This window comes from Arenibacter amylolyticus (assembly GCF_002150785.1).
GTDB classification, from domain to species: domain Bacteria; phylum Bacteroidota; class Bacteroidia; order Flavobacteriales; family Flavobacteriaceae; genus Arenibacter; species Arenibacter amylolyticus.
On record NZ_MTAZ01000004.1, the window covers coordinates 175,109 to 201,556 of the forward strand.

25 protein-coding genes are annotated in these 26,448 nt (G+C 42.6%); 9 read left to right on the forward strand and 16 right to left on the reverse strand.

Annotated features, from left to right (window positions below; all coding sequences use genetic code 11):
• Positions 1 to 18: 18 nt before the first annotated feature.
• Complete coding sequence (locus tag BV214_RS01490) at positions 19 to 627, forward strand: superoxide dismutase (RefSeq protein ID WP_086475698.1); 609 nt, start codon at positions 19 to 21, stop codon at positions 625 to 627.
• 825 nt (positions 628 to 1,452) lie between these two features.
• Here the strand turns inward: BV214_RS01490 and BV214_RS01500 are convergent.
• The 4 genes from BV214_RS01500 to purN all read right to left on the reverse strand — a co-directional run bounded on the left by BV214_RS01500 (position 1,453) and on the right by purN (position 5,867).
• The gene (locus tag BV214_RS01500; RefSeq protein WP_086475700.1) at positions 1,453 to 3,351 is read right to left on the reverse strand and encodes an amidophosphoribosyltransferase; all 1,899 of its coding nucleotides are present in this window, start codon (positions 3,349 to 3,351) and stop codon (positions 1,453 to 1,455) included.
• Between the two features lie 43 nt (positions 3,352 to 3,394).
• Positions 3,395 to 4,321, reverse strand: coding sequence for a PfkB family carbohydrate kinase (locus BV214_RS01505; protein ID WP_086475701.1), 927 nt, complete (start codon positions 4,319 to 4,321; stop codon positions 3,395 to 3,397).
• 341 nt (positions 4,322 to 4,662) lie between these two features.
• Positions 4,663 to 5,298 (reverse strand): ribonuclease H1 domain-containing protein, encoded by a 636-nt coding sequence (locus BV214_RS01510; RefSeq protein ID WP_086475702.1) that lies wholly within the window; start codon positions 5,296 to 5,298, stop codon positions 4,663 to 4,665.
• Positions 5,298 to 5,867: a phosphoribosylglycinamide formyltransferase gene (gene purN, locus BV214_RS01515; protein ID WP_086475703.1), complete on the reverse strand. Its 570-nt coding sequence runs from the start codon at positions 5,865 to 5,867 to the stop codon at positions 5,298 to 5,300. Before purN ends, BV214_RS01510 begins: the two co-directional genes overlap by 1 nt.
• A gap of 160 nt (positions 5,868 to 6,027) precedes the next feature.
• Here purN and BV214_RS01520 point away from each other — a divergent pair, with 160 nt between their 5' ends.
• The 5 genes from BV214_RS01520 (at position 6,028) to pyk (ending at position 10,402) form a co-directional block, all read left to right on the forward strand.
• Positions 6,028 to 6,261 carry an acyl carrier protein gene (locus BV214_RS01520; protein ID WP_008269813.1) on the forward strand — a complete coding sequence of 78 codons (234 nt, stop codon included), beginning with the start codon at positions 6,028 to 6,030 and terminating at the stop codon, positions 6,259 to 6,261.
• 111 nt (positions 6,262 to 6,372) lie between these two features.
• Positions 6,373 to 7,623, forward strand: a complete 1,251-nt coding sequence (gene fabF, locus BV214_RS01525) for a beta-ketoacyl-ACP synthase II (protein ID WP_086475704.1) — start codon at positions 6,373 to 6,375, stop codon at positions 7,621 to 7,623.
• 11 nt (positions 7,624 to 7,634) lie between these two features.
• Positions 7,635 to 8,372 (forward strand): ribonuclease III, encoded by a 738-nt coding sequence (gene rnc / locus BV214_RS01530; RefSeq protein WP_086475705.1) that lies wholly within the window; start codon positions 7,635 to 7,637, stop codon positions 8,370 to 8,372.
• Between the two features lie 112 nt (positions 8,373 to 8,484).
• Positions 8,485 to 8,952 (forward strand): IPExxxVDY family protein, encoded by a 468-nt coding sequence (locus tag BV214_RS01535; protein WP_086475706.1) that lies wholly within the window; start codon positions 8,485 to 8,487, stop codon positions 8,950 to 8,952.
• Between the two features lies 1 nt (position 8,953).
• Positions 8,954 to 10,402, forward strand: coding sequence for a pyruvate kinase (pyk, locus tag BV214_RS01540; RefSeq protein ID WP_086475707.1), 1,449 nt, complete (start codon positions 8,954 to 8,956; stop codon positions 10,400 to 10,402).
• A gap of 67 nt (positions 10,403 to 10,469) precedes the next feature.
• On the opposite strand, the gene dinB is transcribed toward pyk, so the two are convergent.
• Positions 10,470 to 11,567: a DNA polymerase IV gene (gene dinB, locus BV214_RS01545; protein ID WP_086475708.1), complete on the reverse strand. Its 1,098-nt coding sequence runs from the start codon at positions 11,565 to 11,567 to the stop codon at positions 10,470 to 10,472.
• A 77-nt stretch (positions 11,568 to 11,644) separates the two neighbouring features.
• Between dinB and BV214_RS01550 the strand changes: the two genes are divergently transcribed.
• From BV214_RS01550 to BV214_RS01560, 3 genes are read left to right on the forward strand one after another with little or no spacing between them, the layout of a single operon-like run.
• Positions 11,645 to 12,322 carry a Rossmann-fold NAD(P)-binding domain-containing protein gene (locus BV214_RS01550; RefSeq protein WP_086475709.1) on the forward strand — a complete coding sequence of 226 codons (678 nt, stop codon included), beginning with the start codon at positions 11,645 to 11,647 and terminating at the stop codon, positions 12,320 to 12,322.
• Positions 12,323 to 12,356: 34 nt separating this feature from the next.
• Positions 12,357 to 12,830, forward strand: coding sequence for a CYTH domain-containing protein (locus tag BV214_RS01555; RefSeq protein ID WP_086475710.1), 474 nt, complete (start codon positions 12,357 to 12,359; stop codon positions 12,828 to 12,830).
• Positions 12,827 to 13,318 (forward strand): YciI family protein, encoded by a 492-nt coding sequence (locus BV214_RS01560; protein ID WP_140157700.1) that lies wholly within the window; start codon positions 12,827 to 12,829, stop codon positions 13,316 to 13,318. Before BV214_RS01555 ends, BV214_RS01560 begins: the two co-directional genes overlap by 4 nt.
• A gap of 33 nt (positions 13,319 to 13,351) precedes the next feature.
• On the opposite strand, the gene trhA is transcribed toward BV214_RS01560, so the two are convergent.
• From trhA to BV214_RS01615, 11 genes are all read right to left on the reverse strand, one after another.
• Complete coding sequence (trhA, locus tag BV214_RS01565) at positions 13,352 to 13,990, reverse strand: PAQR family membrane homeostasis protein TrhA (protein WP_086475711.1); 639 nt, start codon at positions 13,988 to 13,990, stop codon at positions 13,352 to 13,354.
• A 170-nt stretch (positions 13,991 to 14,160) separates the two neighbouring features.
• The gene (locus BV214_RS01570) at positions 14,161 to 15,561 is read right to left on the reverse strand and encodes an efflux transporter outer membrane subunit (protein ID WP_086475712.1); all 1,401 of its coding nucleotides are present in this window, start codon (positions 15,559 to 15,561) and stop codon (positions 14,161 to 14,163) included.
• 11 nt (positions 15,562 to 15,572) lie between these two features.
• Positions 15,573 to 18,713, reverse strand: coding sequence for an efflux RND transporter permease subunit (locus tag BV214_RS01575; protein ID WP_086475713.1), 3,141 nt, complete (start codon positions 18,711 to 18,713; stop codon positions 15,573 to 15,575).
• 6 nt (positions 18,714 to 18,719) lie between these two features.
• Positions 18,720 to 19,829, reverse strand: coding sequence for an efflux RND transporter periplasmic adaptor subunit (locus BV214_RS01580; protein ID WP_086475714.1), 1,110 nt, complete (start codon positions 19,827 to 19,829; stop codon positions 18,720 to 18,722).
• Positions 19,826 to 20,353: a GbsR/MarR family transcriptional regulator gene (locus BV214_RS01585; protein WP_086475715.1), complete on the reverse strand. Its 528-nt coding sequence runs from the start codon at positions 20,351 to 20,353 to the stop codon at positions 19,826 to 19,828. The genes BV214_RS01580 and BV214_RS01585 overlap by 4 nt, the downstream gene beginning before the upstream one ends.
• Positions 20,354 to 20,443: 90 nt before the next feature.
• Positions 20,444 to 20,839, reverse strand: coding sequence for a hypothetical protein (locus tag BV214_RS01590; RefSeq protein ID WP_086475716.1), 396 nt, complete (start codon positions 20,837 to 20,839; stop codon positions 20,444 to 20,446).
• 57 nt (positions 20,840 to 20,896) lie between these two features.
• Positions 20,897 to 21,916 (reverse strand): phenylalanine--tRNA ligase subunit alpha, encoded by a 1,020-nt coding sequence (gene pheS, locus BV214_RS01595; protein WP_086475717.1) that lies wholly within the window; start codon positions 21,914 to 21,916, stop codon positions 20,897 to 20,899.
• Positions 21,917 to 22,151: 235 nt separating this feature from the next.
• Entirely contained in the window at positions 22,152 to 22,793 is a 642-nt protein-coding gene (locus BV214_RS01600; protein ID WP_086475718.1) for a carbonic anhydrase, read from the reverse strand.
• Positions 22,794 to 23,044: 251 nt separating this feature from the next.
• Complete coding sequence (locus BV214_RS01605; RefSeq protein WP_086475719.1) at positions 23,045 to 23,803, reverse strand: SH3 domain-containing protein; 759 nt, start codon at positions 23,801 to 23,803, stop codon at positions 23,045 to 23,047.
• Between the two features lie 3 nt (positions 23,804 to 23,806).
• Positions 23,807 to 25,588 (reverse strand): BatD family protein, encoded by a 1,782-nt coding sequence (locus BV214_RS01610; protein WP_086475720.1) that lies wholly within the window; start codon positions 25,586 to 25,588, stop codon positions 23,807 to 23,809.
• A 4-nt stretch (positions 25,589 to 25,592) separates the two neighbouring features.
• Positions 25,593 to 26,447 (reverse strand): tetratricopeptide repeat protein, encoded by an 855-nt coding sequence (locus tag BV214_RS01615; protein WP_086475721.1) that lies wholly within the window; start codon positions 26,445 to 26,447, stop codon positions 25,593 to 25,595.
• Between the last annotated feature and the right edge of the window lies 1 nt (position 26,448).

Genomic DNA, 26,448 nt, shown 5'->3' on the forward strand with positions numbered 1-26,448 from the left:
TTAAAAAACAATATTATTATGGCTTTTGAATTACCTAAGTTACCTTATGCGTATGACGCATTGGAACCACATATTGATGCTAGGACCATGGAAATTCACCATACCAAGCACCACAATGGATATACTACCAATTTGAATAATGCTATTGAGGGCATCGATATGGCCAATAAGTCCATTGAGGAGCTGTTGAAGAATTTGGATATGTCCAATGCAGCAGTTAGGAACAATGGAGGTGGCTTTTTTAACCACTCCCTATTTTGGGACGTTATGGGACCAAATGGTGGTGGTGAGCCTAAGGGCGAGCTAGCTGATGCTATCAACTCTAGCTTTGGATCTTTCGAATCTTTTAAGGATGCTTTCGCTAAGGCGGCAGCCACTAGGTTTGGTTCTGGTTGGGCTTGGTTATGTGTTCATGAGGGAGGTAAGTTGGAAATTTGTTCTACTCCTAACCAAGATAACCCACTAATGCCGGATACTGGCTGTGGAGGATTCCCAATTTTAGGATTGGACGTGTGGGAGCATGCTTATTACTTAAACTATCAAAACAGAAGGCCAGATTATATCAACGCTTTTTTCAATGTAGTTAATTGGGAAAAAGTAGCTGCTTCTTACGCAGATAAAAAGTAATTTATTCCATTGCTTCCCGTTAGCATAGTTTTTTGTTAACGACTTGCATAACATCAAAATCCCGTCTTAATTAGGTTTAAGACGGGATTTTTTTTGAAATAGAAAAGGGTGGGAAACCCCACCCTTTTCTTCCCAAATCTTACCATAGGCTTAAATCTACTCATGCTATGGTGCAACTAAAATAAGAGTATTATGGTACATAACAAAAGAGTTCAAAGACGTCTCAGCTTAATTATAAGCTGTATTCGTATGAATTTTGCTGACTGGGAGGAGTTTTGTGGGCCATTGAATATCCTTCTCTGAGACTGCAAATTTGATGTCAGTCAATGGATTCGGCCTCTAATGAAGTAACAAGAAGGCGCTGTCCATTAAATTAAACTTCTACTTGCTGTGAGAGTGGTAGGGCTTAAAAATAGAGGATGGCATCAATTCGGATAGTGTTAAAATAAAAAGACAGAGCTTATCGCTCTGCCTTTTTCCCCAAATCTTACCATAAACTTAACCTACTTATGCTATGGTACTCCAAACATAAGATTACCAAGGAAAGGGAAAAAAGGTTTTGGATGAATGTCTGCTTAAAAGAGTTGAAATGCATCTTTTGGTAAAAAAGAGGCTGGTATGTGGAGGTGGTAGGGAGAAAATAGTAGAAAATAAAAAAGGCGGGGGAATACCCCGCCCTTTTTGCCCCAAATCTTACCATGAACTTAATTCTACTTATGCTATGGTACTGCTAATTTAATAGCAGTCTGTGCGACATAGGTTAAAACTGCGATAAAAAGTGATTTTTACCGATGAAATTCCCTTTTATCCCATTCTACAAGTCAATTAATAGGCTCTTTCGTTTTTGCCTTCATAAAAGTTTATGAATGCCTTATTTACTACCCTATTACCACCTGGCGTGGGATAATCCCCCGTAAAATACCAGTCTCCTAAATTCTGTGGACAGGCTAGGTGTAAGTTGTCAATAGTCTGGAAGATAATTTCAACCTCTGCCTTAATGTCTGGCGGACTTAATATTTCGCCGATCTTTTCGGATAATTCCTCATCCGTAAAGGGATCGTAAAACTCTTTTACATAGTTGATGATTTTGGCGTCTGGGTTGTTCACTTGATTAACGCACTTTTGATAGATTTCCTCTACTAAATGCATGGTGCCCCGGTCTTTATGCAATTCCAGCGCGGCCCTAAAAGCAACAAAGTCTTCCAGTTTAGCCATATCTATTCCATAGCAGTCGGGATAGCGGATCTGAGGTGCAGACGAAACCACCACAATTTTCTTGGGAGATAAGCGGTCCAATATACCTAAGATACTCTTTTTAAGAGTGGTGCCCCGTACAATACTATCGTCAATAATAACCAGGTTGTCGCCCTTTTTTACAGATCCATAGGAAATGTCATATACATGTGCTACCAGATCGTCCCTACCATTATCTTGGGTAATAAACGTTCTTAGCTTGGCGTCTTTAATAGCCACCTTTTCTATTCTTGGCCGTACTTCTAGGATATCGTGTAATTCCTCTGCCGTAATTTTCCTACCAATAGAAAGAATCTGTTCCTCTTTCTTTTTGTTCATATAATTCTGAGCGGCGATTACCATTCCAAAGAAGGAAGTTTCGGCCGTGTTGGGGATATAAGAGAACACGGTATTTCTTATATCCTCTTTAATGGATTTAAGGATCAAGGGGAACAGTAATTTTCCCAACTCTTTTCTTTCCTGGTAAATTTCCTTATCGCTTCCCCTAGAGAAATAAATACGTTCAAAAGAACACGCCTTACGCTCCGTAGGCTCTACAATCTTTTTGATTTTTACCTTGCCGTTTTTCTTGATGATAATTGCATGTCCAGGAGCTAGCTCCTTAACATCTTCAAAAGCAACGTTAAAAACGGTCTGTATGGCCGGTCTTTCGGAAGCTACAGCAGCCACCTCGTCGTCTATATAGTAATAGGCAGGGCGTATCCCAGCGGGGTCCCTAAGAACAAAAGAGTCGCCATGGCCTAACATTCCGGCCATCGTATAGCCACCGTCAAAGTTCTTTGCAGCCCGCTTTAGAATTTTGGCCACGTTTAGCCTTTCGGCAATAATGGGGGAGGCCTCCCTTTTATTAAAGCCCTCCTTTTTAATTTCCTTGTACAATTTGGCAACCGCATCATCCAAAAAGTGACCAATCTTTTCCATAACGGTTACGGTATCGGCCTTTTCTTTAGGATGTTGGCCTATTTGAATCAGGTTGTCAAAAAGCTCATTAACATTGGTCATGTTAAAGTTTCCGGCAACAATAAGATTCCTGTGCATCCAGTTGTTCTGTCTTAGAAAGGGATGTACACTTTCTATACTGTTTTTGCCAAAGGTCCCGTAGCGAACGTGCCCTAAAAGCACCTCTCCAATATACGGAATGTAGCGTTTTTGCTTGGCTACATCATCAGCGTATTCTGGGTTTTCCTTTAGGCTGGTGTTGATGCGGTCGTTGATCTGCGCAAAAATATCCTGTATGGGTTGCTTGTCTATGGATCGTACCCGACTCATATACCTTTCGCCAACCTCCATGTCTAACTTTATGCTGGCAAATCCAGCTCCATCCTGACCCCGGTTGTGCTGTTTTTCCATCATTAGGTACATCTTATTTACTCCGTAAAAGGCAGTACCGTATTTTTCTTTGTAATACTCCAATGGCTTTAGCAACCTTATTAGGGAAACTCCACACTCGTGCTTAATGGCGTCGCTCATTTATTCTGGAATTAAAAATGCCTTGAAAGTTCAAGGCATGCGATTATTGTAATTCTATATCAAATTGGGTCAATTCCCTAAATTGGATCAACCTGTTGTTTACTTCTTCTTTGTCTAAATTTGTCATGCGTTCGGTTCCAAATTTCTCCACGCAGAACGAGGCGAGGTTAGATCCGTGGATAACGGCGCGTTTAAGACTGCTGAAATTAGCATTCTTATACTCGGCCAAATATCCGGTAAAACCACCGGCAAAGGTGTCGCCCGCTCCAGTAGGGTCAAAAACCTCCTCTAGGGGAAGTGCAGGGGCAAAAAACACTTTGGATCCCTGGAATAACAGGGCACCGTGCTCTCCTTTTTTGATGACAACGAATTTTGGACCCATTTCCTGAATCTTTTCAGCTGCCTTTACCAAAGAATATTCTCCAGTAAGCTGCCTGGCTTCTTCGTCGTTTATGGTGATAACGTCTATATGCTTAATAACTTCCATTAATTCGTCCAAAGCATGGTCCATCCAAAAATTCATGGTATCCAATACTATTAGCTTTGGTCGTTCTTCCATCTGATTAATTACACTTAATTGTGTGCTAGGGTGCAAATTGCCCAGCATCACTACGTCTGCATCCTTAAAATTTTCTGGAACTAAAGGTTCAAAATCGGCCAATACATTAAGTTCGGTAGACAAGGTGTCCCTAGAGTTTAGGTCGTTGTGGTATTTACCGCTCCAAAAAAAGGTTTTTCCGCCTTTTACTACTTGTAGGCCCGTAATATCTATGTTCTTGCTAGAAAGTAAGTCTAAATATTCTTGGGGGAAATCTTCACCAACCACTGAGACGATGGCCGATTTCAGATTAAATTGGGAGGCTGCCAGTCCTATAAAGGTTGCCGCCCCGCCCAGAATTTTGTCTGTTTTCCCAAAAGGGGTCTCAATAGCATCAAAGGCAACAGTGCCTACAATTAATAGTTTGCCCATTAAGTCTTAAAATTTGTGCAAAGATAGGATATTGAAATACCAATGCAATAGGGTTGGAAATCAATTTTTAAATATTTTGAATTTACTATACAAGCTAGCGTGAACATTTTTCTGCGGTTGTTTTGCATGTTTATATTGGTTTTGGTACGGGCGACGTCGCCTATCTTTCGAAATAGGTAGGCTGGCCTGACTGAATAGGCTGACACGCAGTAGCTGTCTTAATTGGCAGGATTTGTGAATTTGTAGCGCCTATGCTAGCGCGAGCATCATTTTGCTTGTGCTAAATATGAAATTGCGGAATCTTAGAGGAGAGCTACCTTTTAGTAAGCTTCTATTACCTTTTACTTCCTCCCAAAATCGGCAGGAATCTCTCCCCAGGCCTTGGTTTCCCATTTTACAATTACCGTAGTATAGGTATTGGTCTGTAGCCAGTTCTCTGCTCGCCTAACCAGTTCGTAGACGTCTTTGTTTTTAGTAGATTCCGTTAGCTTGGAGTTGCATTTCTTTTTGCGCACCCAGCTCATGGCCGTTCTAGAATCCGTATAGATAATCCTATTGCTATTGTGCCGTTTCAAATACGCGAGTCCGTGTACCAGCGCTAAAAACTCCCCTATATTATTGGTGCCCTGTTTAAAGGGGCCTTGCCTAAAGAGCTCTTTTTTGGTCTTGGTATCCACCCCACGGTATTCCATGATGCCGGGATTGCCACTAGAAGCGGCATCCACGGAAATGGAATGGTAATTGGGGGCGCCTATTTTTGAAAGTTCTTGTGGGGTCAAACCCTGGGTTTTGGTGTTTTTGCCCTTGTAGTCCTCGTAATTTCCATTAAAGGCTTTTTGGGCGGCCTCGCGGGTGGGAAACGACTTGTATTGGGCGCCCTTATAATTATTGATGGCTGCTTTACATTCTTTCCAGCTTTCGTAAATGCCGGGCTTTAATCCCTTCCAAACTGTATAGAATTTATTGTTTTTGGCCATTATAATTCCCTTATAATTTTGTGGATCACTTTAGGGAAGTGTTCGTATTCCAGTTGGTGTACCTTTTCTGCAATGGTCTCCGGAGTGTCTGTAGCATCCAGAGATACACTTTCCTGGGCGATGATAGCGCCCTCATCGTAATTTTCATTGACATAATGTATGGTAATCCCTGTCTCCGTCTCCTTGTTTTCTTTCACGGCTTGGTGCACATGCATGCCGTACATTCCCTTGCCCCCATACTTTGGCAATAGAGCGGGGTGGATATTTACAATTTTGTTGGGGAAATTTTGAATGAGGTTTTCAGGAATTTTCCATAGAAACCCAGCTAAAACTATTAGATCTGGATTTAAAGATCTAAGAACATCCAATACGCAATCCGATTTGTAAAAGGAAGTCCTGTTAAAATAAAGGGCGCTAATATGTAGGCGATTGCATCGCTCAAAAACCATGGCCTTTCTATTGTTGGAGAGCACACATTTAACCTGGACCTCGGTACTGTCCTTAAAGTATTCGATGATGTTTTCTACATTGGAACCAGATCCGGAAGCAAAAAGTACAATTGTTTTCATTAGGTGTTAAGGGCTAGAAATCGGAAAAAATTTTGGGTAAAAGTACTACTCTTGTACTTAAATTTATTAAATTAGGTTACATTTTAAGGACAAATGGTGGTATTAATCTAAAGTTTTTTATTTTTGCCAATCAATTTAAATTTTTAAAACCGATATTATTATGTCAGACATTGCATCAAGAGTAAAAGCTATCATCGTAGATAAGTTAGGTGTTGACGAGAACGAAGTGGTAACCGAAGCTAGCTTTACCAACGACTTAGGCGCGGATTCATTGGATACTGTTGAGTTGATAATGGAATTCGAAAAGGAATTTGATATCCAGATTCCGGATGATCAAGCAGAGAATATTGCTACAGTTGGTCAAGCTATAAGTTATATAGAAGAAGCCAAGTAATTTTATGAATTCTTGAACAAGTTTCAAAATTATCCATGTGGTAAGGACGCTGCATGGATAATTTTTTTTAATTTACGCATTACTTATTAGGATAAACAAAAATCTGTTTCAATGCAATTAAAGCGAGTTGTGGTTACTGGTCTTGGAGCTTTAACGCCCATAGGCAATAATATAGAGGAATACTGGGAGGGTCTTAAGAACGGAAAAAGCGGCTCTGCACCTATTACCTACTACGATACTGAGAAGTTTAAGGTGAAATTTGCGTGCGAGCTAAAAGGGTATAAAACCGAAGATTATTTTGATAGGAAAGAAGGACGTAAACTGGATAGGTTTGCGCAATATGCCCTTATAGCTTCGGATGAGGCCATAAAGGATTCTGGTTTGGATTTGGATAAGATAGACAAGTTTAGGACTGGAGTAATCTGGGGAGCAGGAATTGGCGGCTTGGAAACTTTTCAAAACGAAGTCATGGATTTTGCGAAGGGAGATGGGACCCCACGGTTCAACCCATTCTTCATTCCTAAGATGATTGCAGATATTGCTCCAGGGAATATTTCCATTAAGCATGGATTTATGGGGCCCAATTATACAACCGTCTCAGCATGTGCCTCTGCGGCCAATGCTATTATAGACGCGTTAAATACGATTCGTTTGGGGACTTGTGATGTCGTGGTAACCGGTGGTAGTGAAGCTGCTGTGACCATTGCAGGTATGGGTGGTTTTGGAGCCATGCATGCACTTTCTACAAGAAACGATGAACCCGAAACAGCTTCTAGGCCATTTGATGCCACTAGGGACGGATTTGTTCTTGGTGAAGGAGCCGGAGCTTTAATACTAGAAGAATACGAGCATGCCAAAGCAAGGGGTGCCAAAATATACGCCGAAGTAGTGGGTGGAGGATTGTCTAGTGATGCTTATCACATGACTGCACCACATCCCGAAGGAACAGGTGTGATTCGGGTAATGGAAAACTGTCTAAGGGATGCCGGATTAAAACCGGAAGACGTGGATGCTATTAACACCCACGGTACGTCTACACCCCTTGGGGATGTGGCAGAATTAAAGGCCATTACCGAGGTATTTGGAGATCATGCCCCAAATATCAATATCAACTCTACAAAATCCATGACCGGACATTTGTTGGGTGCTGCAGGAGCTGTAGAAGCCATTGCTTCCATCTTGGCGATGGAACACAGTTTGGTGCCGCCTACCATCAACCACACTACGGTAGATGATAAGATAGATCCAAAACTTAATCTAACGCTTAACAAAGCGCAGGAAAGGGAAGTAAATGTTGCTTTGAGCAATACCTTTGGATTTGGTGGACACAATGCGTGTGTTATTTTCAAAAAAATTAGTTAAGTCATCAGGTTATGAACTTTCCTTCCAATTTATTTTATTCCCATTCCAAAAAGGATGGGAATTTTTTTTTGGGAATGAAGAATATTTTGGGTTTTAAGCCCAAAAACCTGGAAATTTATCAAAAAGCCTTCGTTCATCGGTCTGCCAATTGGCGAGATGATGATGGTAACCCCGTTAACTATGAGCGCTTGGAGTTTTTGGGAGATGCGATGCTAGGAACCATTATCTCCAAGCATTTGTATACCAAAGTGCCCCAGGGCGATGAGGGGTACCTTACCAAAATGAGGTCTAAGATTGTAAGTAGGGAGCACCTCAATGAATTGGGAAAAGACCTGCAGCTTATCGATTTTGTGGAAAGTAAAATCCCGAAATCGCGTTTTGGGGATAATATCCACGGTAATGTTTTTGAAGCGCTGGTGGGCGCTATTTACTTGGATAGGGGATATAAATATTGTGAAAAATTTATTGCCGAACGGGTGATTGCGCCCTACGTAGATATTGAGCAGTTAGAGGGGAAGGTGATCAGTTATAAAAGTCTGGTGATCGAGTGGTGCCAAAAGCAAAAAAAATCCTTTAACTTTGAAATATATGAGGATACGGGCAACGATACCGTTAAACATTTCGCTGTAAAGTTGAAGATAGATAGTAAGGTGGTGGCAAAGGCAAGGGCTACCTCTAAGAAGAAAGCAGAAGAGCGAGCTGCCAAAAGAGCTTACTTTGCCTTACAAGACAAAATGAAAAATTCTTAGGTGAAAATATGGTGAACTCCAACGTTTTAGTTGCTTCTGGATGTTTTTATAGGTTCTATAGACTAGGCTTGTTTCTTTATTAACCCTATATTTACGACTTTTCACGGAAAGTATGGCGGCGATATATAAAATTTCGGAAGATTTTTATGATGAAGATTTTACCTTAATCGCTTTACACTCTAGCAGAGAAGATTACTCGCTGGTGTATGCACTGAACGCTTGTCTGAAATTAAAACTAAAACGAACAAAAAAGGATCTGGAGATAACCTCCAACGGGATGTTTCCGTTCTTTGATTGGAGGGATGAAATCAATGATCGTTATTATACCCTGGTTAGTAATAATAGCGTAGGAAAGGAAGAATTAAACGTTGGAAACCTTTTCCAGGACCAGCCCTCAATTACTGCCTATAGTCTAATTCCAGAGTACAAGGACGTAGATTATTTTTTAAAGGTAGCGCATGATGAACTGGACTTGGAGGAGAAAATTCTCAAGGCCGTGCTAACCATCCCAAAGGTGATTACTGCCTATAGCGTGGATGTAAACAAACTGAAATCAAGAAATAATTTAATATTTTATTAGAATGCCAGCATTAAAAAAGACAAAAATAGTAGCCACCCTAGGTCCAGCTACTAGTAAGAAGAGTGTTCTTAGGGACATGATAGGAGCAGGAGTGGATGTCTTTAGGATAAATTTTTCACATGCCGACTACGAAGATGTTAAGGAGCGCATTACTATGATACGCGAATTAAATGAGGAGTTGGGGACCAATACGTCCATTCTTGCAGACTTGCAAGGTCCTAAATTACGGGTGGGGGTAATGGCCAAAGAGGTGATTGTTTCCCCAGGAGACGAGATTACCTTTGTTACGGGAGAACCTTTTGAAGGGGACTCGGAGAAAGTATATATGAACTATGTCCAATTTCCAAGGGATGTGAAGGCGGGAGAACGTATTCTGTTGGATGACGGGAAATTAATGTTCGAAGTAGTTTCAACCAATAAGAAAGATGCGGTTAAGGCCAAAGTGATTCAAGGGGGCCCCCTTAAATCCAAAAAAGGCGTAAACCTGCCCAATACCAATATATCCTTGCCTGCACTTACAGAGAAGGATGTGGAGGATGCCATCTTTGCGATCTCTCAGAAGGTAGATTGGATTGCCCTTTCCTTTGTAAGGTTTAGTCAGGATTTGATAGACCTACAAAACATTATTAAGGAGCATTCCGAGCATAAGATCCCAATCATTGCAAAAATTGAAAAACCAGAAGCGGTAGAAAACATCGATAAGATTGTTGCTTATTGTGATGGTCTAATGGTGGCCCGAGGTGATTTGGGAGTGGAAGTTCCCGCCCAAGAAGTGCCCCTTATCCAAAAGCAGTTGGTACTGCGTGCCAAAGAGGCAAGGATCCCTGTGATCATTGCTACTCAAATGATGGAGACCATGATTACCAGCCTTACCCCAACGAGGGCAGAGGTTAATGATGTGGCCAATTCCGTAATGGACGGGGCCGATGCGGTAATGCTTTCCGGAGAGACCTCTGTAGGGAATTACCCAGTACAGGTGATAGAAAAGATGGCAAGTATCCTAGTGAGTGTGGAAAACTCGGACCTTATTAAAGTTCCCCACCAGCACCCACACATCAGGACCAATAGATATATTACCAAAACCATTTGTTTTCATGCTGCCAATATGGCCAATGAGACCAAAGCCAAGGCAATTTCTACGCTTACCAATAGCGGATATACCGCATTTCAAATTTCTGCTTGGAGACCTAAGGCACATATTCTGGTTTTTACCTCCAACAAAAGGATTCTTACCCAGCTTAACCTGCTATGGGGCGTAAGGGCATTCTATTACGATAAGTTTGTATCTACAGACGAGACCATTGAGGATGTTAACAGAATGGCCTGCGACAAAGGATTTTTGGAAGTTGGCGATATGCTTATCAGCTTGGCTGCCATGCCTATAAAGGCAAAAGGAATGGTAAATACGCTAAGAGTATCGGAAATAGGAAGTGAAAGCTTTTCTAAATAAATAGCATATTAGTTTTATAGCAAACACCTGCTGGGTCTTAAGATCTAGCAGGTTTTTTTATGCCTATCTATAGGTCAAACTTCAACTGTACGGATAGTGATTTCTGGGCTTCAGGGGTGGTTTTCTCCGTGTTTAGGTTAGAGAGTGAAATACCGAGTAAGCGCACGGAGTTCTCCAATTTTTCTTGATATAGCAATTCCTTCGCCAGTTCCAAGATTAAATTTTGGTCTGCAATGAAATAGGGAATGGTTTTGCTCCGTGTCTGAAGGGTAAAATCGCTATATTTTATTTTTAGGGTGATGGTCTTTCCTGCAATATTAGCCTTTTTGAGGCGGCGTTCCAATTCGCTGGCAATATGCTTTAAACGCTCCAGCATAAAGACCTCACTGCTCAAATTTTCGCGAAATGTTCTTTCGGCACCTACCGATTTTGGAATCCGGTTGGGCTTTACCGGACTTAAATGAATTCCCCTTACCACTTGGTAGTAATACTGACCGCCTTTTCCAAAATGTTCCATAAGGAATTCCAAGGATTTTTGTTTTAGGTCCAAGCCGGTAAATATTCCCAATTGATACATCTTGTCTGCGGTTACCTTCCCTACCCCGTGGAATTTTCGAATTTCCAGTTTTTCCAAAAAAGGTAGTACCTCTTCGGGGTTTACCGTTTTCTGTCCGTTGGGCTTGTTGTAATCACTGGCTATTTTGGCAATAAACTTATTTATGGAAATTCCTGCCGATGCGGTTAACCCTACCTCCTCCAAAATCCGTTTTCGTATTTCTGTCGCAATTAGGGAGGCAGATGGATTTCCTTTTTTATTGTTGGTAACGTCTAAATAAGCCTCATCCAAGGAGAGGGGTTCTACTAAATCCGTATATTCCAGAAAAATATGCCGTATATGGAGTGATATTTCCTTGTACCTATCAAACCTGGGAGGCACAAAAATAAGATCGGGGCAGTTTTTTTTGGCGAGATACCCGCTCATGGCGCTGCGCACCCCAAATTTTCTTGCCTCATAACTAGCCGCGGCTACCACCCCTCTTTTTTCGGCCCCGCCAACGGCAAGGGGTTTCCCTTTTAAGGTAGGATCATCCATTTGTTCTACGGAAGCGTAAAACGCATCCATATCCACATGGATTATTTTTCGTAGCGGAAAATCCATTTTCATACTGTAAATTTATAACAACTATAGGGGAGTGGACCTATTTATTGGTTAAACTCGCACTGGATAAAAATAATAAGTCTATGGATGCAGAATCAAAATCTGCCATTATATTGGGAGCCACCGGGTTAACAGGTGGTGTTTTGCTGAAGATGCTCTTGAAAGATGATCGCTATGCTAAAATAAAACTCTTTTCTAGATCTTCAGTAGGATTTACCCACCCCAAATTGGAGGAGCATCTTGGGGATTTGAGGAAATTGGAAGAATTTAAATCTCTTTTTACTGCAGATGAGGTGTATTGCTGTATAGGAACCACCAAGGCCAAAACGCCGGACGCATCCATGTATAGGGAAATAGATCTTGGGATTCCGGAAGCAACGGCAAAACTTTGTAGTGCAAACAACATCCATACCCTATTGGTTATTTCGGCTTTGGGAGCCAATGCCAACAGTAGGGTTGGTTATAACAGGCTAAAAGGTGAAATGGAAGAGGCTGTAATGGATTATCATATTCCCAAAACACATTTTTTACGTCCTTCCCTAATATCGGGCAAACGAGCAGAAAAAAGACCAGGGGAATGGTGGGCCAATCAGCTTATGAAGGTGTTGAATCTGGTGTTGGTAGGGCCTTTGGAAAAGTATAAGTCCATAAGACCGGAAGCCATTGCTGCGGCGATGGTCTGGTTGGCCAATAATAAATGCGAACAGCTGTATTTGGAATCGGATCAGCTTAGAAAGATAGCCAAGGACGAATTGGGGTAGAAGTGGGTGGATTAAAATAAAACAAATCAACAAAGTGATAGAGATAGAACGTAAGTTTTTAGTGAATTCGGAGGCGTTTAAAGAAGATTCGGTGAATGCCAACAGGATTGTACAAGGTTTTCTCAATACCGATCCCCTGCGTACGGTAAGGGTGCGCATAAAGGGCGATACTGGGTTTTTAACCGTTAAGGGAAAGGGGAATGACCAGGGTACTACCCGTTTTGAATGGGAGACCGTACTCCCTCTAAAAGAGGCGGAAGCCTTGTTGAAACTGGCCGAGCCAGGAGTTATAGAGAAGATTAGGTATGAGGTTCCTAGGGGGAAACACCTATTTGAAATAGATGAATTCTTTGGCGATAATAGCGGACTTATTGTTGCCGAAGTTGAATTGGAGCGGGAAGACGAGCCGTTTGAAATCCCGGATTGGTTGGGGAAAGAGGTCACCGGAAACCCCAAGTATTACAATTCGCAATTGAGTAAGCAACCTTTTAAAACATGGGAAAAATGAAGTATTTAGGCTATTTGTTTCTTTTTGTATTGGTAATTGGCTGTAAGGAAACACCCGAAAAAGCGGTGGATGCCAAAGCGGAATTCCCCGCGGAAAAGGTATCTGTGTTAGAGACAAAACGGGAGTTGGAAGCAAGGGGATTTAAGATCTTCGACTATGTAGACCAGAAAACCAAGGATACTATCTTGATGCAGCAATATTTTATGGCTTTTTTAAAAAGAGGCACAAATACCTCCCAATCCAAGGAGGAGCTAGATAGTCTACAGGCACTCCACCTGGCCCATTTGGGAAACATGTACGAATTGGGCTATGCAGATATCTCCGGCCCCTTCGGCGACGATGGGGAGATCCGTGGGATCACCATTTACAATGTACCTACCCTAAAGATGGCCGATAGCTTGGCTAATTTGGATCCCATGGTAGCAGCGGGTAGGCTCGCTATTGAAATACACCCATGGTGGGCTGCTAAGGGCTTTTCGCTACGTTAGCGTCTTTCCCTATCCTTCTGGCCAGCGAGGGCCTTAAACCGCCATTAGAATGGCTACGTAGTGACAAACTGCGGCTGCCAGTACAAAAAAGTGCCAGATGGCATGATTAAAGGGATATTTTCTCCACAGATAAAAAATAACCCCAATAAGATAAAGGGCGCCCCCGATGAGAATCATCGTCATTATTCCGGAAGGAATGGTCTCAAAAAAAGTGCGGCCCCCTACGATCATAATGCAGCCCATGGCAATGTAGATAAGGGTGGAAACAAGGTTCCATTTCCCGGTGAAAAAGATCTTGAAAATAATCCCTACAGCCGTTAGCCCCCACAACACGGATAAAAGGGTGATGCCAAAGGGGGTATTTAAATAAATCAATAGAAATGGGGTATAGGTGCCAGAGATGAGGAAATAAATACTGATGTGATCCAGAATTTGAAAGATTCGTTTGGCCTGCGGGTGTTGAAACCCGTGATAAAGTGTAGAGAAAGTAAAAAGCTGCAGGAAACAGAATCCATAAATGGCCGCTCCAATAACTCCTGGAGTGTTATTGCTGGATATGGCAAAGGCTATTAAAACGGGAATGCTTACAATCCCGAATATAATTCCAAATCCATGGATGATGCTGTTGACGAGCTCTTGCTGAATTTGGGCGTTGGAGTTGGTGGTTGGCATAATCTTCAATTAAAGCTATGGTATCTAAAGTATTCCCTTTGTTCAAATTTACAAAATTGGTTTCTCGATAAATACAAAGGATGCCCCTTGTCCCATATAACCGTCCCAACTTGTTCCCGGCTCAGGGGCGCACCGTACCTATACGTTGGCCCCCCGGAAAAAGCGCCAGCCTATCGCCAGCCTCCACCAAGGGCCTCATACAGGGTCACAATGGCGTTTAGCCTACCAAATTGGGAGTCTATTAATCTCAGTTCGGAATTAAGCGCATTTTGTCTGGCGGTCAATACTTCCAAGTAATTGGCAAATCCGTTGTTCAATAGTTCTTCAGAATAGGTCTCTGCTAGTGTATAAGAGGCAAGTTCCTTTTTTCGGGCTTCAATTTTCTGGCTTTCGGCCTCATAGGTGTACAAAGCGTCCGAAACTTCTTTTCCCGCAATTAAGAGCGTTTTTTTAAAGTTTAGCAGGGCTTGTTCCTGTTGGGCCTGTGATACCTCGTACTGTGTTCTTATTCTTCTTCCGTTCAATAGCGGCTGTGCTAGGGATCCCGCTAAATTGGAGAATAGGGAGCTGGCACTGAATAAATTATCCAATTCAAGGCTTTGAAATCCTCCCGAAGCAGTGAGTCGCAAGGAAGGGAAAAATTGGCTCCTTGCCACATTGGTTAGTTCAAAAGCATTGATCAAGCTGTACTCGGCCGCCATAACATCGGGTCTGTTAACCAATAGGTCTGCTGGGACGCCCGTGGTTAATGCCGTATTTATTTGCTGGTCTTCCAGGGTGCTTCTTACGACCGTTTGCCCCGCTTCGCCTAGGAGGATGGAGAAGGTATTCTCTAATAGTTTTATATCCTTTTCTAGGTCTATCAACAAAATCTCGGTAGTGTACAATTGCGCCTCCGTCTGTTTTACCGCCACTTCCGTTACCTGTCCGGCATCCTTAAGGGCTTGTGTAGTAGTAAGGCTACTTTTTCTAGACGCTATGGTTTCTTTTAGGAGGTCTTTTTGCCTATCCAAGGCCAAGAGTCTAAAGTAAGTGCTGCCAATGGCGGCTATCAGGTGTGTTTTTACTGCCTGGTGGGCTGCCACAGTTTGTAGGTAGGAGGCCTGGGCAGCTCTGTCCATACTTCTGATTTTACCCCAGATATCGGCTTCCCAAGAAAGAGAAGCAGCAAGCTGATACTGTTCCGAGGCAGATCCGCCATTCAATCCCATCGGCCCGTTTTCTGAAAAAGTAGATCGGCCATAGCTAGCGGAGGCATCCAGGGTAGGATAATAACCCGATTTTCCTTGTTTTAAATAAGCCTGTGCCGCCTGTATGTTCTGAAGTGCAACCCTAATATCCAGGTTGTTTTCTAACCCTTGGTGGATATAATCCGTTAAAATGGGATCGGTGAACAATTCGGTCCATGATACCGTGGCCATGCTGAGGCTATCGGTCATCACATAATCGGTACGGTACAATGCCTCGTTTTCCAAAGAAGGTCTAACATAATCCTTGGCAGAGAAACAAGATTGCATCAATATCGGAATTATGGTCAATAAGATCAGTCGGTACAAAGTGTTGTTTTGCATAATATCTTCTACTAATTTTCTTCAATGGTTTCTTCTGTGGGAACTCCAGTAACTTTTTCTTGAAGCCACTGGAAAAGGATAAATAAGACGGGTATAATAAAAACCCCGACTACTGTTCCTACTAACATACCGCCAACGGCACCTGTACCAATGGCATTGTTACCTGCGGCCCCTACACCCCTTGCTACTACCAATGGCATAAGCCCAAGGATAAATGCAAAGGAGGTCATTAAAATAGGTCTTAATCGAGCTCTAGCTCCCTCTAAGGCCGCCTCGGTAATAGAGAGGCCCTGCCTTCTTCGTTGAATAGCAAATTCCACAATAAGAATGGCGTTTTTTGCCAATAGTCCTATCAGCATAATCAAGGCAATCTGGAAATAAATATTGTTTTCCAAACCAAGGAATTTGGTCGATAAATAGGCGCCCGCTACCCCAACGGGGAGTGAGAATAAAACCGCAAATGGCAGTAGATAACTTTCGTATTGGGCAGATAAAAAGAAATACACGAATACAATACTGAGCAAAAAGATGACTCCAGACTGGCCGGCCGAAGCTATTTCTTCCCGTGTAATTCCGGAAAACGCAATCTCGTAGTTTTGAGGTAGATTTTGTTCTGCCACCTCTGTCACGGCCTTAATTGCATCCCCCGAACTATATCCTGCTGCTGCTGATCCATTTATAGTTACAGAATTAAATAGGTTAAATCTACTCACCGTCTGTGGACCATAGACCCTGCTCAGGGTTACAAATTGGGAGACCGGGGCCATTTCGCCATTGTTATTCCTAACAAACATGCTATTTAGGCTGTTTTCGTCTCTGCGGTCATCGGGTTTTGCTTGTACCATCACCCTAAACTGTTTTCCAAACCTACTAAAGTCGGCCGTGTACAAGCCACCTATATACCCTTGTAAGGTCCGCAGTATACTGCTTATCTCTACCCCAGCTTCTTTGGCTTTCGGAATGTTGATATCCATCTGCAGCTGAGGAAAATCCGTACTAAAGGAATTAGAGGCATAGCCAATTTCCGAACGTTGGGTAAGGGCTGCGGCAAAATTGTTTGCTATAGTGTCCATGGACCTAAGGCTTCCTGCGGAGCGGTCCAAAATCTGTACCTCAAATCCGTCCGAAGCTCCAAAACCCGGGATGCTAGGAGGGGTGAAAAATATAATATTAGCATCTGTGATATGCCCTGTCTTGGCAAATAACTGTTGGATAATGGTTTCTATGGAGGTTTCATCAGTGGTTCGCTTATCAAAATCTTCTAGAAGGATAAAACCCATACCATAGGAGCTACCCGCTCCGGAGAAAAAGTTTCTTCCTCCTTGTATGGAAGCGGTTCTTACCCCTTCTATGCTTTCAATAGACTTATAGATTTCCTCGGTAATACTAAAGGTTCGGTCTAAGGAAGCGCCTTTAGGAAGCTCCATATTCATAAAGATCACACCCCTGTCCTCAGAGGGTACAAAACCTGTAGGGGTAGTGTTGTTCGCCCACCATATGCCCGCTACAGATACAAGTAATATCACTACTGTAACCCAGCTGTTCTTTACTAAAAACCTTAGGGATTTAACGTATTTGTGCGTGGTGGCTTCAAAACCAGCGTTAAAGGCCGTATAAAATCTATTGATGACGGTCTTTTTCTTTTCCCCTTCCTTTTTGGTGGGTTTAAGGAAGATGGCACATAGTGCCGGACTCAGGGTTAAGGCGTTCACCGCAGAAATAAGAATGGCGATTAAAAGGGTAACCCCAAATTGTTCATAGAAAACCCCAGACGGTCCTTGGATAAAGGTAATGGGGATAAAAACCGCTGCCATTACCAAGGTAATAGAAACAATGGCCCCGCTAATTTCGTTCATGGCGCTTAAGGAGGCCTTCTTTGCCGAGGTGTATCCATCCTCCAGTTTTGCATGTACCGCTTCTACAACCACAATGGCATCATCCACAACAATCCCAATTGCCAAAAGAAGGGCAAATAGGGTAAGGAGGTTCAGGGAATAGCCTAAAAGGTTTAGGAAGAAAAACGTTCCTATAATGGATACCGGCACCGCAATAGCGGGAATTAAGGTCGATTTAAAATCTTGAAGGAAGAGGAATACCACAAGGAAAACCAATAAAAACGCCTCAATTAAGGTTATCTGCACCTTAGTCATGGACGCTGTGAGGAATTTATTGGTATCGAAATTTACAATATAGTCCACCCCAGGAGGGAACCCCTCTTTTAGCTCATCCATTTTCTCATAGATCTGCTCTATGATCTGTTGTGCATTGGAGCCTGGAGTTTGAAAAACCCCAAAGCCGACTCCGGGATAGCCCCTTGCGCGACCAATAGAGGTGTAGGAAAACGCATCTAATTCTACTTCGGCAACGTCACTTAGCTTTAGAAACTGACCATTTCCCAGCGATTTAATAATAATGTTCTGATATTCTTCGGCAGTCTTATAGCGCCCCTTGTACTTTATAACATACTCAAAGGATTCCCCAGAGTTTTGACCAAGGGATCCGGCAGCAGCTTCCAAACTTTGCTCTCCAATGGCTTGGGTAACATCCGTTACGGTTAAATTATAAGAGGTTAGCTTTACGGGGTCTAACCATACGCGCATGGCATAGTCCTTTCCTCCAAAAACATTTACATCCCCAACCCCTTTAATACGTTGTAACTCTGGCTTAACGTTAATATTGAGGTAGTTCTGTACAAAGGTATCGTCATAATCTGGATTGGTAGAGTATAGGGAGGCGTACATAAGCGCCGAGCTTTGTCGCTTTTGGGTAATCACTCCAGATCGGATTACTTCTGCAGGCAACAATGCATTGGCACGTGCAACCCGGTTTTGTACGTTCACCGCAGCAATATCGGGATCTACCCCTTGCTCAAAATACACGGTAATACTAGCACTACCGGTGTTACTGGCAGTAGAGGTAATATAGGTCATGTCCTCTACCCCGTTAATTTGCTCCTCAATGGGGACTATTACACTTTCCAGAATGGTTTCGGCATTGGCCCCTGGGTAACTAGCGGATACCTGTACGGTAGGTGGGGCAATATCCGGGTATTGGGTTACCGGTAAGGTAAGGAACCCCAATCCGCCTAGTAATAACAGAATAATGGATATAACGGTGGAAAGTACGGGCCTTTCTATGAATGTCTTTAGCATACTGATTTATTTAAAAACAGGATTGTAAGAGTTTATAATGCTATCCAAACTGGTAGGTTGTGGAATAATCGGCAGTCCTGGTCTTACTTTGCCAAGTCCGTTCGCCAGTATCTGTACGCCTTCTTCCAATCCCTCAATAACCGATAAGCCATTAACGGCAGCCTTAACGGTCACCGATTTAGAGACCAGGGTATCGCCTTGAACCAGGTATACAAACTTTTTTCCCTGCTGTTCGTAGGTGGAAAGGGTGGGGATCACCAATACATCGTCCATTTTATTGGGTAGAATAATGCTACCGCTGTTACCGTTTCTTAAAAGACCTTGGGGGTTGGGAAAGGTGGCTCTAAAAGTAACCGTCCCGGTTTTAACATTGATCTCTCCGCTTATTGTTTCTACTTTTCCGGGATGTTCGTACAAAGAACCATCGGCGAGGATTAATTGCACTGGGGGTATGTTTTGTACTTTTTCTTCCATGGAATTGCCTTCCAATTCCCGTAGGAAGCCTAATAGATCCCTTTCATTCATCGAGAAAAAGGCATATACGTTCTCTATACTGGATATAGTGGTCAAGGGCACGGCATCTTGGGCACTTACCAAGTTTCCTTTCCTAAAGGGTATGGAGCCTACTACGCCGTTAACCGGACTTTTTATCTGTGCGTAATCTATGGACGCGGCTATGCTCTGATAATTGCTCTTGGCCTGCTCCAGATTGGCTATGGCCGTTTCTAGCTGTACTTTGCTTATTATATTCTTTTCTACCAAAGGACGTAATTTATCTACTTCCACTTGGGCAGAATGTACCCTGGCTTGTGCCGCGGCGGCATCCTGGGTAAGGGTTTGGGTTTCCAAGGTAAACAGTAATTGTCCTTTTTTTACCCGCTCACCCTCATCTACCAATACATCTTGGATATAGCCAGCTACCTTTGCGCGTACCTTACTATTAATGGTACCCTCTATACTGGTGGGGTATTTGGTAAAATTATCCACGGATCTTTTCGCTACCTTAATTGTAGGGTAGGGAGCTGCTTCTTGCGAGCGAACCGAAGGTGCCTTTTCTCCACAGCCGCTGAACAAGGTGATGCTGAGGACTAGGGTTGCAATTAGTGATCTTTTCATTTGGAATTGGTGTTAGGGGTGTTTTCTAATTTTTCTTTGAGTTGCTTCAGATGGTCAATAAAATAGTCTGCAAGCTTGGTATAGGTTTGTATGTATTGTAAGCCGGGCATTTGATCTAAGGAGGGGACGCCATCCTTAAACATGTTCTTTTTAAAACGATAGACTTTTAAGTGCATTTCCTTTTCCATCTCCCACTGGGCTATTTTTTTATCCAATTGCTCCGTTAAATCGTTGGGAGCTATTTTAAAATAGCGTTTACGTTCCCCAGGCTTGGTAAAATAAACAATACGCCCAGCAGCCTGTAGTAGTTGTAAATTGGTGGAAATGGAACTTTTGCTGGCTTTTAGGCCCTCAACAAAGCTATCAAAGGAAATGCCTTCTTCATCGGTAAGGATTAACATGGCAAAAATCCGTGCAGCAAGGGGAGACAATATTTTGTTGTTTTCAAAATATACCCCTAGCTCTTCAATCAGCTTATTTTTTTCCAGATCGTTTGTCAACGCTACCAAGTTTCTGCTAAACATACAAACTTAGTATTGGTTCAGAAGAAAGCGAACCGAGAACGCGTTAATTTTAAGTTAAAAATGAATGCCTTAAGGTGGGGGATCAGTGGATTAGTTGGCAATTACCCCCTCTATCTCCATTACGGGGAGGGTGCTATAGTTGGCTTCCTTAATGGTGTCCTGTGCCAAGACAAACCTTTTTTCATAGAGCTTGTTATCTGCAAAATAGGTGACAAAAAACTCGTTGTTGAAAGAAAGTACCCCCTCTTGCAGCAACTCTATTTTTCTGTAGGACTTTGCAGGGATATCCCCCAGGCCGTGTCTCATGGTAGAGGTTTTTTGGTCTCCTTTATAGCCTGTAGAAACGGCAATTACCCCTTCTATGGAGCTTTCCCGATCGTTTATGATATAGGCATTCCATGTTTTTTCTAGGAATTCGTCGTTCCATTCATGGACAACGCCTATGTAGACATTCTTTGAAACAGGTATTTCTATGTCCTTCTTCACTATACAGTGTATCTAAAGATGATTGTATTCTGGATGTGTAAATTGACGGTTATGTCATTAAAGGGCGCTTTTAAATTGCTCCAAGAAACGCATATCATTTTCACTCAGTAATCTAATATCGGAAATTTGGTGTAATAACAGTGCAATACGGTCTATTCCCATCCCGAAGGCAAATCCTGAATACTCATTGGGATCTATCCCGCAATTGGTAAGGACATTAGGGTCTACCATACCACATCCCATAATTTCTAACCAGCCGGTACCCTTGGTCATTTTATAATCTGCTTCCGACTCTAATCCCCAATAAACATCCACCTCTGCACTCGGTTCCGTAAAAGGAAAGTAAGATGGGCGTAAGCGTATTTCAGATTTTCCAAAGAGTTCCGTAGTGAAAAACTGTAGGGTCTGCTTTAAATCTGCAAAAGAGACGTCCTTGTCTATATAAAGTCCCTCTACTTGGTGGAAGAAACAGTGGGAGCGGGCAGAAATGGCCTCATTCCTATATACTCTTCCTGGGGAAATGGTCCTGATAGGGGGTTTGTTGTTCTCCATATATCTTACCTGTACGGAGGAGGTATGCGTACGCAACAGAATATCTGGATCGGTCTGGATAAAAAAGGTATCCTGCATATCCCTTGCCGGATGGTATTCCGGAAGGTTTAAGGCGGTAAAGTTATGCCAGTCGTCTTCTATTTCTGGACCTTCGGATACATTGAAGCCGATTCTAGAAAATATGTCGATTATCTGATTCTTAACAATGGAGATAGGATGTCTAGATCCCAATTTTATAGGTTCTCCAGGGCGAGTAAGGTCGCCATAGATTCCGTGGGCCAGCTTTTCGTTCTCCAGTGCTTGTTTTAAGGTGTTTACCTTTTCGGTAACTACGGTTTTTAGTTGGTTAACCGTTTGTCCAAACTCTTTCTTCTGTTCGTTGGGAACGTTTTTAAAATCTGAGAAAAAATGATTAAACAATCCCTTTTTTCCCAAGTATTTTATTCTAAATGCCTCAATGGCGTCCTTGTCTGAGGAAGTAAATTTTTCTACTTCCAAAATATGTTCCTTTATCTGATCTATCATTACAATGGGTTAGCTTGGATTCTCATCAAGAATTGATCCGCAAATTTAAAACTTTTATGGCAAGCCACGAATAGATTTTATCTAAATCTATTTTGCCGAAGCCTTCTCCGGCTCCTAGGGGCTAATGTAATGATGTTTTTATGGGGGATGCTATATAAGGATGTTGCCGCTAAATAGTGTTGGCAGACACTATATAACGGCATTTTACTACCACAAGCCCGGAATACCGTAAAGACTATAGGTCTTTGTAATCCAAGCGATAGATTTCCATAATGTTGTTGAGGATTCCCTTGAAATCTATTTTTAGGTCTATTAACTTCCCTGTCTTTATGTCGAAAACCCAACCGTGAACAATTAGGTTTCTTTCCCGATAGGCGCGTTGTACCGCGGCTGTTTTAATAAGGTTGATACATTGTTCCTGTACATTTAACTCTACCAGACGATTGTATTTTTGCTCTTCGTCTTCAATGGCATTCAGCTCATTCCTATGTTGTCTGTACACATCCCTGATGTTCCGTAACCATGGGTTTAAGATCCCGAGGTCTGCAGATTGCATGGCGGCTTTAACGCCTCCACAGGAATAATGCCCACAGACGACAATGTTTTTTACCTTCAGGTGGTCTACCGCGTAGTTTACAACGGACATAACGTTGAGGTCTATACTTATTACCATATTGGCAATATTGCGGTGTACGAAGACTTCCCCTGGGCCAAGGCCCATCAGTTCTTCGGTGGTGACCCTGCTGTCCGAACACCCAATATATAGAAGGTCCGGTTTCTGACCCTTGTCGAGATTCTTGAAAAACTCAGGGTCATTGGCCAGTTTATCTTGTATCCATTGCTCGTTGTTCTTGAAGACGTCGTTTAGGCTATCCATCTGAATTGTTTTTTTTTTTTAAAGTTGGGAAAGGTCCAGCTAGAATTGCTTCCAAAGGGACGCTGTGTTCCCAATTTCTATTAATCGGGGGCAAGATAATTATAAAATTAAAGGGAAATATATCGTGGCGTTGCTTTTTTTTAAGCCGAACGCTTAAAATAGTGCCCTAATCCGAAGCGGATAAAAAAGCGGTTTTCTTGCTGTAGGCGATGGCTACCAGAAATGGGACTGGTTTTCAGCAGGTATCCTATTTAGAATTCCTTTAGTTCCCGAATCTCATCGGATACCAGCCAGCCAGTTTTTCCATCTGCGATTTCAATCTTTTTCCATCCCTGCATTTCCTCAACCACCTGTACTTTGGTGCCGGCGTGTAGATTAAAGATAGCCTGACTCCTGTTGTTGGGTTCAGATTTTATTGGCGCTTGCTCCACAAAAATGATGGCAGGCCTATCTGCGTGGTAATTATTGTACTGTAGGTAGGCTAAGGTGGCAGAGCTGAGCGTTAAAACCAGAAAAGAAAGGCTGGTGATAAATGCGATGCGTTTTTGAGATGAAAATCTGAAGAAATAAAACGCGATGTAAAACCCAACAAATAAAAACATAAATGCCACTGCCGTATAGGCCCATTGGTCATAGGTTAGGTAGCTGGTCACCGTATCGTAAAATTTGGCGAGGGTTGTTTTGGGTAAGGGTTCTATGGCGTCCATGGTCATATTTCTGGCAAATGACAGATTGTTCAATATGTCCTGGTCCCCAGGTTTTAGTAACAACGCCTTCTCGTAATAATAGATGCTGGGGGCAATATCGTTTAGTTTATAGTAGGTATTGCCAAGATTAAAATATAGGGCTGCAGAGTGCTCACCGTTCTCCAAGATCTGAAGATAGTTATCTGCTGCCTTTTGGTACTCTCCCTCATTATAGAAAGAGGTGGCCTTTTCAAATAATTCTTGGTTCTGGGAATATCCCAGGGTTCCAAGCAGAAAGAAAAGAACTGTTAATACACGTATCATGACTTAAATTTGTTTGTCTAATTGTGAAATAACCTCGCTGGCTTTGTCGTAGTCTTGTTGCATTTGCACTTCGGTAGATGGGCTGTACCTAGCCATTTCACAGCTTTTCAACAGTCCGATAAATCCGTCCTTAGTAAGCTCGTCTACCTTCTTCTCTTCTAATAAGGTGGCAATTTTCTCCTTACTGAACTCCGAGGTTTCTATCTTTAATTTCGCCTTTAAATAATTATGTAGCGCTTTTTCTAAGGCAACATAGAACGACTCCTTGGAGCCTTGGGCTTTTTTGGCGGCAGAAAGATACTTTCTGGCAAGTCTGTTTGCTCTTTTAATTTTATTGCCTTCCACGTCACTAGTGATGGCCTCCCGTCTTTTTCCAAAAATGATGGCCAACGGTATAAGGGATAAGGGGAGCAGCCACCACATAAAAAAGGCGGTAGATCCAAAGAAGGAGCGGGTGCTTATAGCGGTTAGATTGGGGGTTAATTTGTTAAAGACAAATTGATCAGATGCTGCTACCACAAGCTGTCTGCTTCCAATACTAGGTGCCTCTGCAGTGATGGCTCCGCTAGTGGGGCCCTCCAGCACATTAATCATGGCCTCTTCTGAATTTAAGGTGTAGTATCTTTCGGTCTTGGGGTTAAAATAACTGAAGGAGATACTCGGAATGGGGTATTTACCCCTATAGGTAGGTACCACCGTATAGCTGTTTACTACCTCTCCTTCCATGCCAGATAATCTAGTGCGTATATTCTCAGTGTATTCCGGATCGTATACCTCCAGAGAGCTGGGGAGGTTTAATTGGGGAATTTCAAAGAGTTTTAAATTTCCCTTTCCTTTTATAGTGACTGTCGTTTGTAGGGATTCTGAGGCGTTTAAATGGGTTTTGCTCGGGGTCACAAAAAAATCGAACTCTCCTACAGCACCACTGAAACCTGCTGGTTTGCCTTCTGTTGGAAGCGGTTTTACCTGCAGGGTTCTTCTTCCAGCAGAGACCGTTTTGTTGGCTTGTGCCATTACCCTTCCTCCAAAAAAATCGCGTTTATTGGTAGGTACCTGTAGACTAACGTCTAGGGAAAGAGGCTCTAACTCCAATTCCCCTTCTCGTTGGGGATAGAGTACTACTCTTTTTAGGATTACGGACCTATAGGGCTTTCCATCGTAGGTGGTGTTTTCTATGGTGTATTTAGTAACGGGGATATCCTGACTCCAAAAGTTATTGTACCTCGGATTGTCCAAAGCCCTAAAGTTGGTTACGTCTACATGTGGGCTGGCGTAAAGCTTGTAAACCACGGTAACAGCCTCATTGAGATAGGGGTTGGTTTTAGAGATTTCTGCAACTAAATGCAAGCTCTCATCCGCTACGTCGTCTATGGTTTTTTCTCCGGATGGCCGGTCTACAGCTGCGGTTACCTCTACCTCCTTAGGCAAGGATTTGTAAGTAGTGCCATCTATGTCTATGGTGGCCTGGGAGATAGTGAATTTTCCCCTGGCCGTTGGGGCCAAGGTATAGCTGTAGGTTTTGGAAAAACTTCTTACCCCGTTCACCCATGAAGAGCTAATAGATTGAGAAGGTCCCATGACAATTCTGAAGCCGTTAAAATCTGGCGGACTAAAATTATCGCCGTCCTTGTTCATAGTAAAATCTACCCGAAGCCTTTCGTTAATGCCCAGCTTATCCTTGCTGAGTTCCATTTTAAAAGTAACCGAATCATCATCGTTCTGGGCATTAAGCGTACTGGCCAGGAACAATATTGCTATAATCGATATGTATCTTTTTAGTTCCACTGTTCTACCAATCTTTTTCGTTCTTAATTTTAGGTCCTTTTATTTTTTTGGCATCTATCTTTTCCTGAACTTTCTTTTCTTCGTTCTGCATGGCCTCCAACAAGCTTCTTACCTGCTGTTGAGATAATTGGTTGGGTCTTGGTTGAGGTTGCTCCTGCTGATCTCCGTCTTTGGGCTGCTGATCCTCTTGTTCCTTTTCATTACCATCCCCATCTTTCTCATCTTTGTTTCCTTCATCGCCCTGCTCCCCATCTTCCTTGTTCTGATCCTGATTGTCTTGTTGATCGTTCTTATCCTCTTGGTCTTGCTCTCCCTCTTGCTTATCCTGATTCTGATCTTGTTGGTCCTTGTTGTCTTCCTGGTCCTGATCGTCCTGATCTGGATTGTTTTTCTGCTCTTCCTGTTGCTTTTTCAGCATCTCCTTAGCCAGCGCAAAATTATATCGGGTCTCCTCATCGGTAGGATCGTTGCGCAACGCCTCCTTGTAGGCTTCTACCGCTTTCTGGTATTCCTTGTTCTTCATAAACACGTTCCCCATATTGTGGAATGCCCTATGCTTATCTGCCTTGCTGGAGGCATTTTCGGCGGCTTGCTTAAACCTGCCAAAGGCTTCCGTGAAGGTTTCGTTCTGGTAATAGGCATTACCCAGGTTGTACGGGGCTACACTGTTGTTAGCATTTTCGGAAATAGCTTTTCTGTAATTTGCCTCCGCGTTTACAAAATCCTCCTCCTCCAAATGCTGATTGCCCAACCAGGTATAGTTGGTTGCTTTGTTGATGGATTTTAGGGTTTCCTTATCCACCTCCTGTGCATGGCCAAGAAACCCGAACAATATAATAAGAGCTACTATCCTTTTCATA

What these genes read in the sequence shown, in the direction of transcription:
- BV214_RS01490 (WP_086475698.1), top strand. Translation starts at nt 19, where the DNA reads ATGGCTTTTGAATTACCTAAGTTACCTTATGCGTATGACGCATTGGAA.
- pheS (WP_086475717.1), bottom strand. Translation starts at nt 21,916, where the DNA reads ATGATAGATCAGATAAAGGAACATATTTTGGAAGTAGAAAAATTTACT.
- BV214_RS01520 (WP_008269813.1), top strand. Translation starts at nt 6,028, where the DNA reads ATGTCAGACATTGCATCAAGAGTAAAAGCTATCATCGTAGATAAGTTA.
- BV214_RS01585 (WP_086475715.1), bottom strand. Translation starts at nt 20,353, where the DNA reads ATGTTTAGCAGAAACTTGGTAGCGTTGACAAACGATCTGGAAAAAAAT.
- BV214_RS01570 (WP_086475712.1), bottom strand. Translation starts at nt 15,561, where the DNA reads ATGCAAAACAACACTTTGTACCGACTGATCTTATTGACCATAATTCCG.
- BV214_RS01580 (WP_086475714.1), bottom strand. Translation starts at nt 19,829, where the DNA reads ATGAAAAGATCACTAATTGCAACCCTAGTCCTCAGCATCACCTTGTTC.
- BV214_RS01535 (WP_086475706.1), top strand. Translation starts at nt 8,485, where the DNA reads ATGGCGGCGATATATAAAATTTCGGAAGATTTTTATGATGAAGATTTT.
- purN (WP_086475703.1), bottom strand. Translation starts at nt 5,867, where the DNA reads ATGAAAACAATTGTACTTTTTGCTTCCGGATCTGGTTCCAATGTAGAA.
- BV214_RS01560 (WP_140157700.1), top strand. Translation starts at nt 12,827, where the DNA reads ATGAAGTATTTAGGCTATTTGTTTCTTTTTGTATTGGTAATTGGCTGT.
- rnc (WP_086475705.1), top strand. Translation starts at nt 7,635, where the DNA reads ATGAACTTTCCTTCCAATTTATTTTATTCCCATTCCAAAAAGGATGGG.
- BV214_RS01510 (WP_086475702.1), bottom strand. Translation starts at nt 5,298, where the DNA reads ATGGCCAAAAACAATAAATTCTATACAGTTTGGAAGGGATTAAAGCCC.
- BV214_RS01605 (WP_086475719.1), bottom strand. Translation starts at nt 23,803, where the DNA reads ATGATACGTGTATTAACAGTTCTTTTCTTTCTGCTTGGAACCCTGGGA.
- fabF (WP_086475704.1), top strand. Translation starts at nt 6,373, where the DNA reads ATGCAATTAAAGCGAGTTGTGGTTACTGGTCTTGGAGCTTTAACGCCC.
- BV214_RS01550 (WP_086475709.1), top strand. Translation starts at nt 11,645, where the DNA reads ATGGATGCAGAATCAAAATCTGCCATTATATTGGGAGCCACCGGGTTA.
- BV214_RS01575 (WP_086475713.1), bottom strand. Translation starts at nt 18,713, where the DNA reads ATGCTAAAGACATTCATAGAAAGGCCCGTACTTTCCACCGTTATATCC.
- dinB (WP_086475708.1), bottom strand. Translation starts at nt 11,567, where the DNA reads ATGAAAATGGATTTTCCGCTACGAAAAATAATCCATGTGGATATGGAT.
- BV214_RS01505 (WP_086475701.1), bottom strand. Translation starts at nt 4,321, where the DNA reads ATGGGCAAACTATTAATTGTAGGCACTGTTGCCTTTGATGCTATTGAG.
- trhA (WP_086475711.1), bottom strand. Translation starts at nt 13,990, where the DNA reads ATGCCAACCACCAACTCCAACGCCCAAATTCAGCAAGAGCTCGTCAAC.
- BV214_RS01600 (WP_086475718.1), bottom strand. Translation starts at nt 22,793, where the DNA reads ATGGATAGCCTAAACGACGTCTTCAAGAACAACGAGCAATGGATACAA.
- BV214_RS01615 (WP_086475721.1), bottom strand. Translation starts at nt 26,447, where the DNA reads ATGAAAAGGATAGTAGCTCTTATTATATTGTTCGGGTTTCTTGGCCAT.
- BV214_RS01500 (WP_086475700.1), bottom strand. Translation starts at nt 3,351, where the DNA reads ATGAGCGACGCCATTAAGCACGAGTGTGGAGTTTCCCTAATAAGGTTG.
- pyk (WP_086475707.1), top strand. Translation starts at nt 8,954, where the DNA reads ATGCCAGCATTAAAAAAGACAAAAATAGTAGCCACCCTAGGTCCAGCT.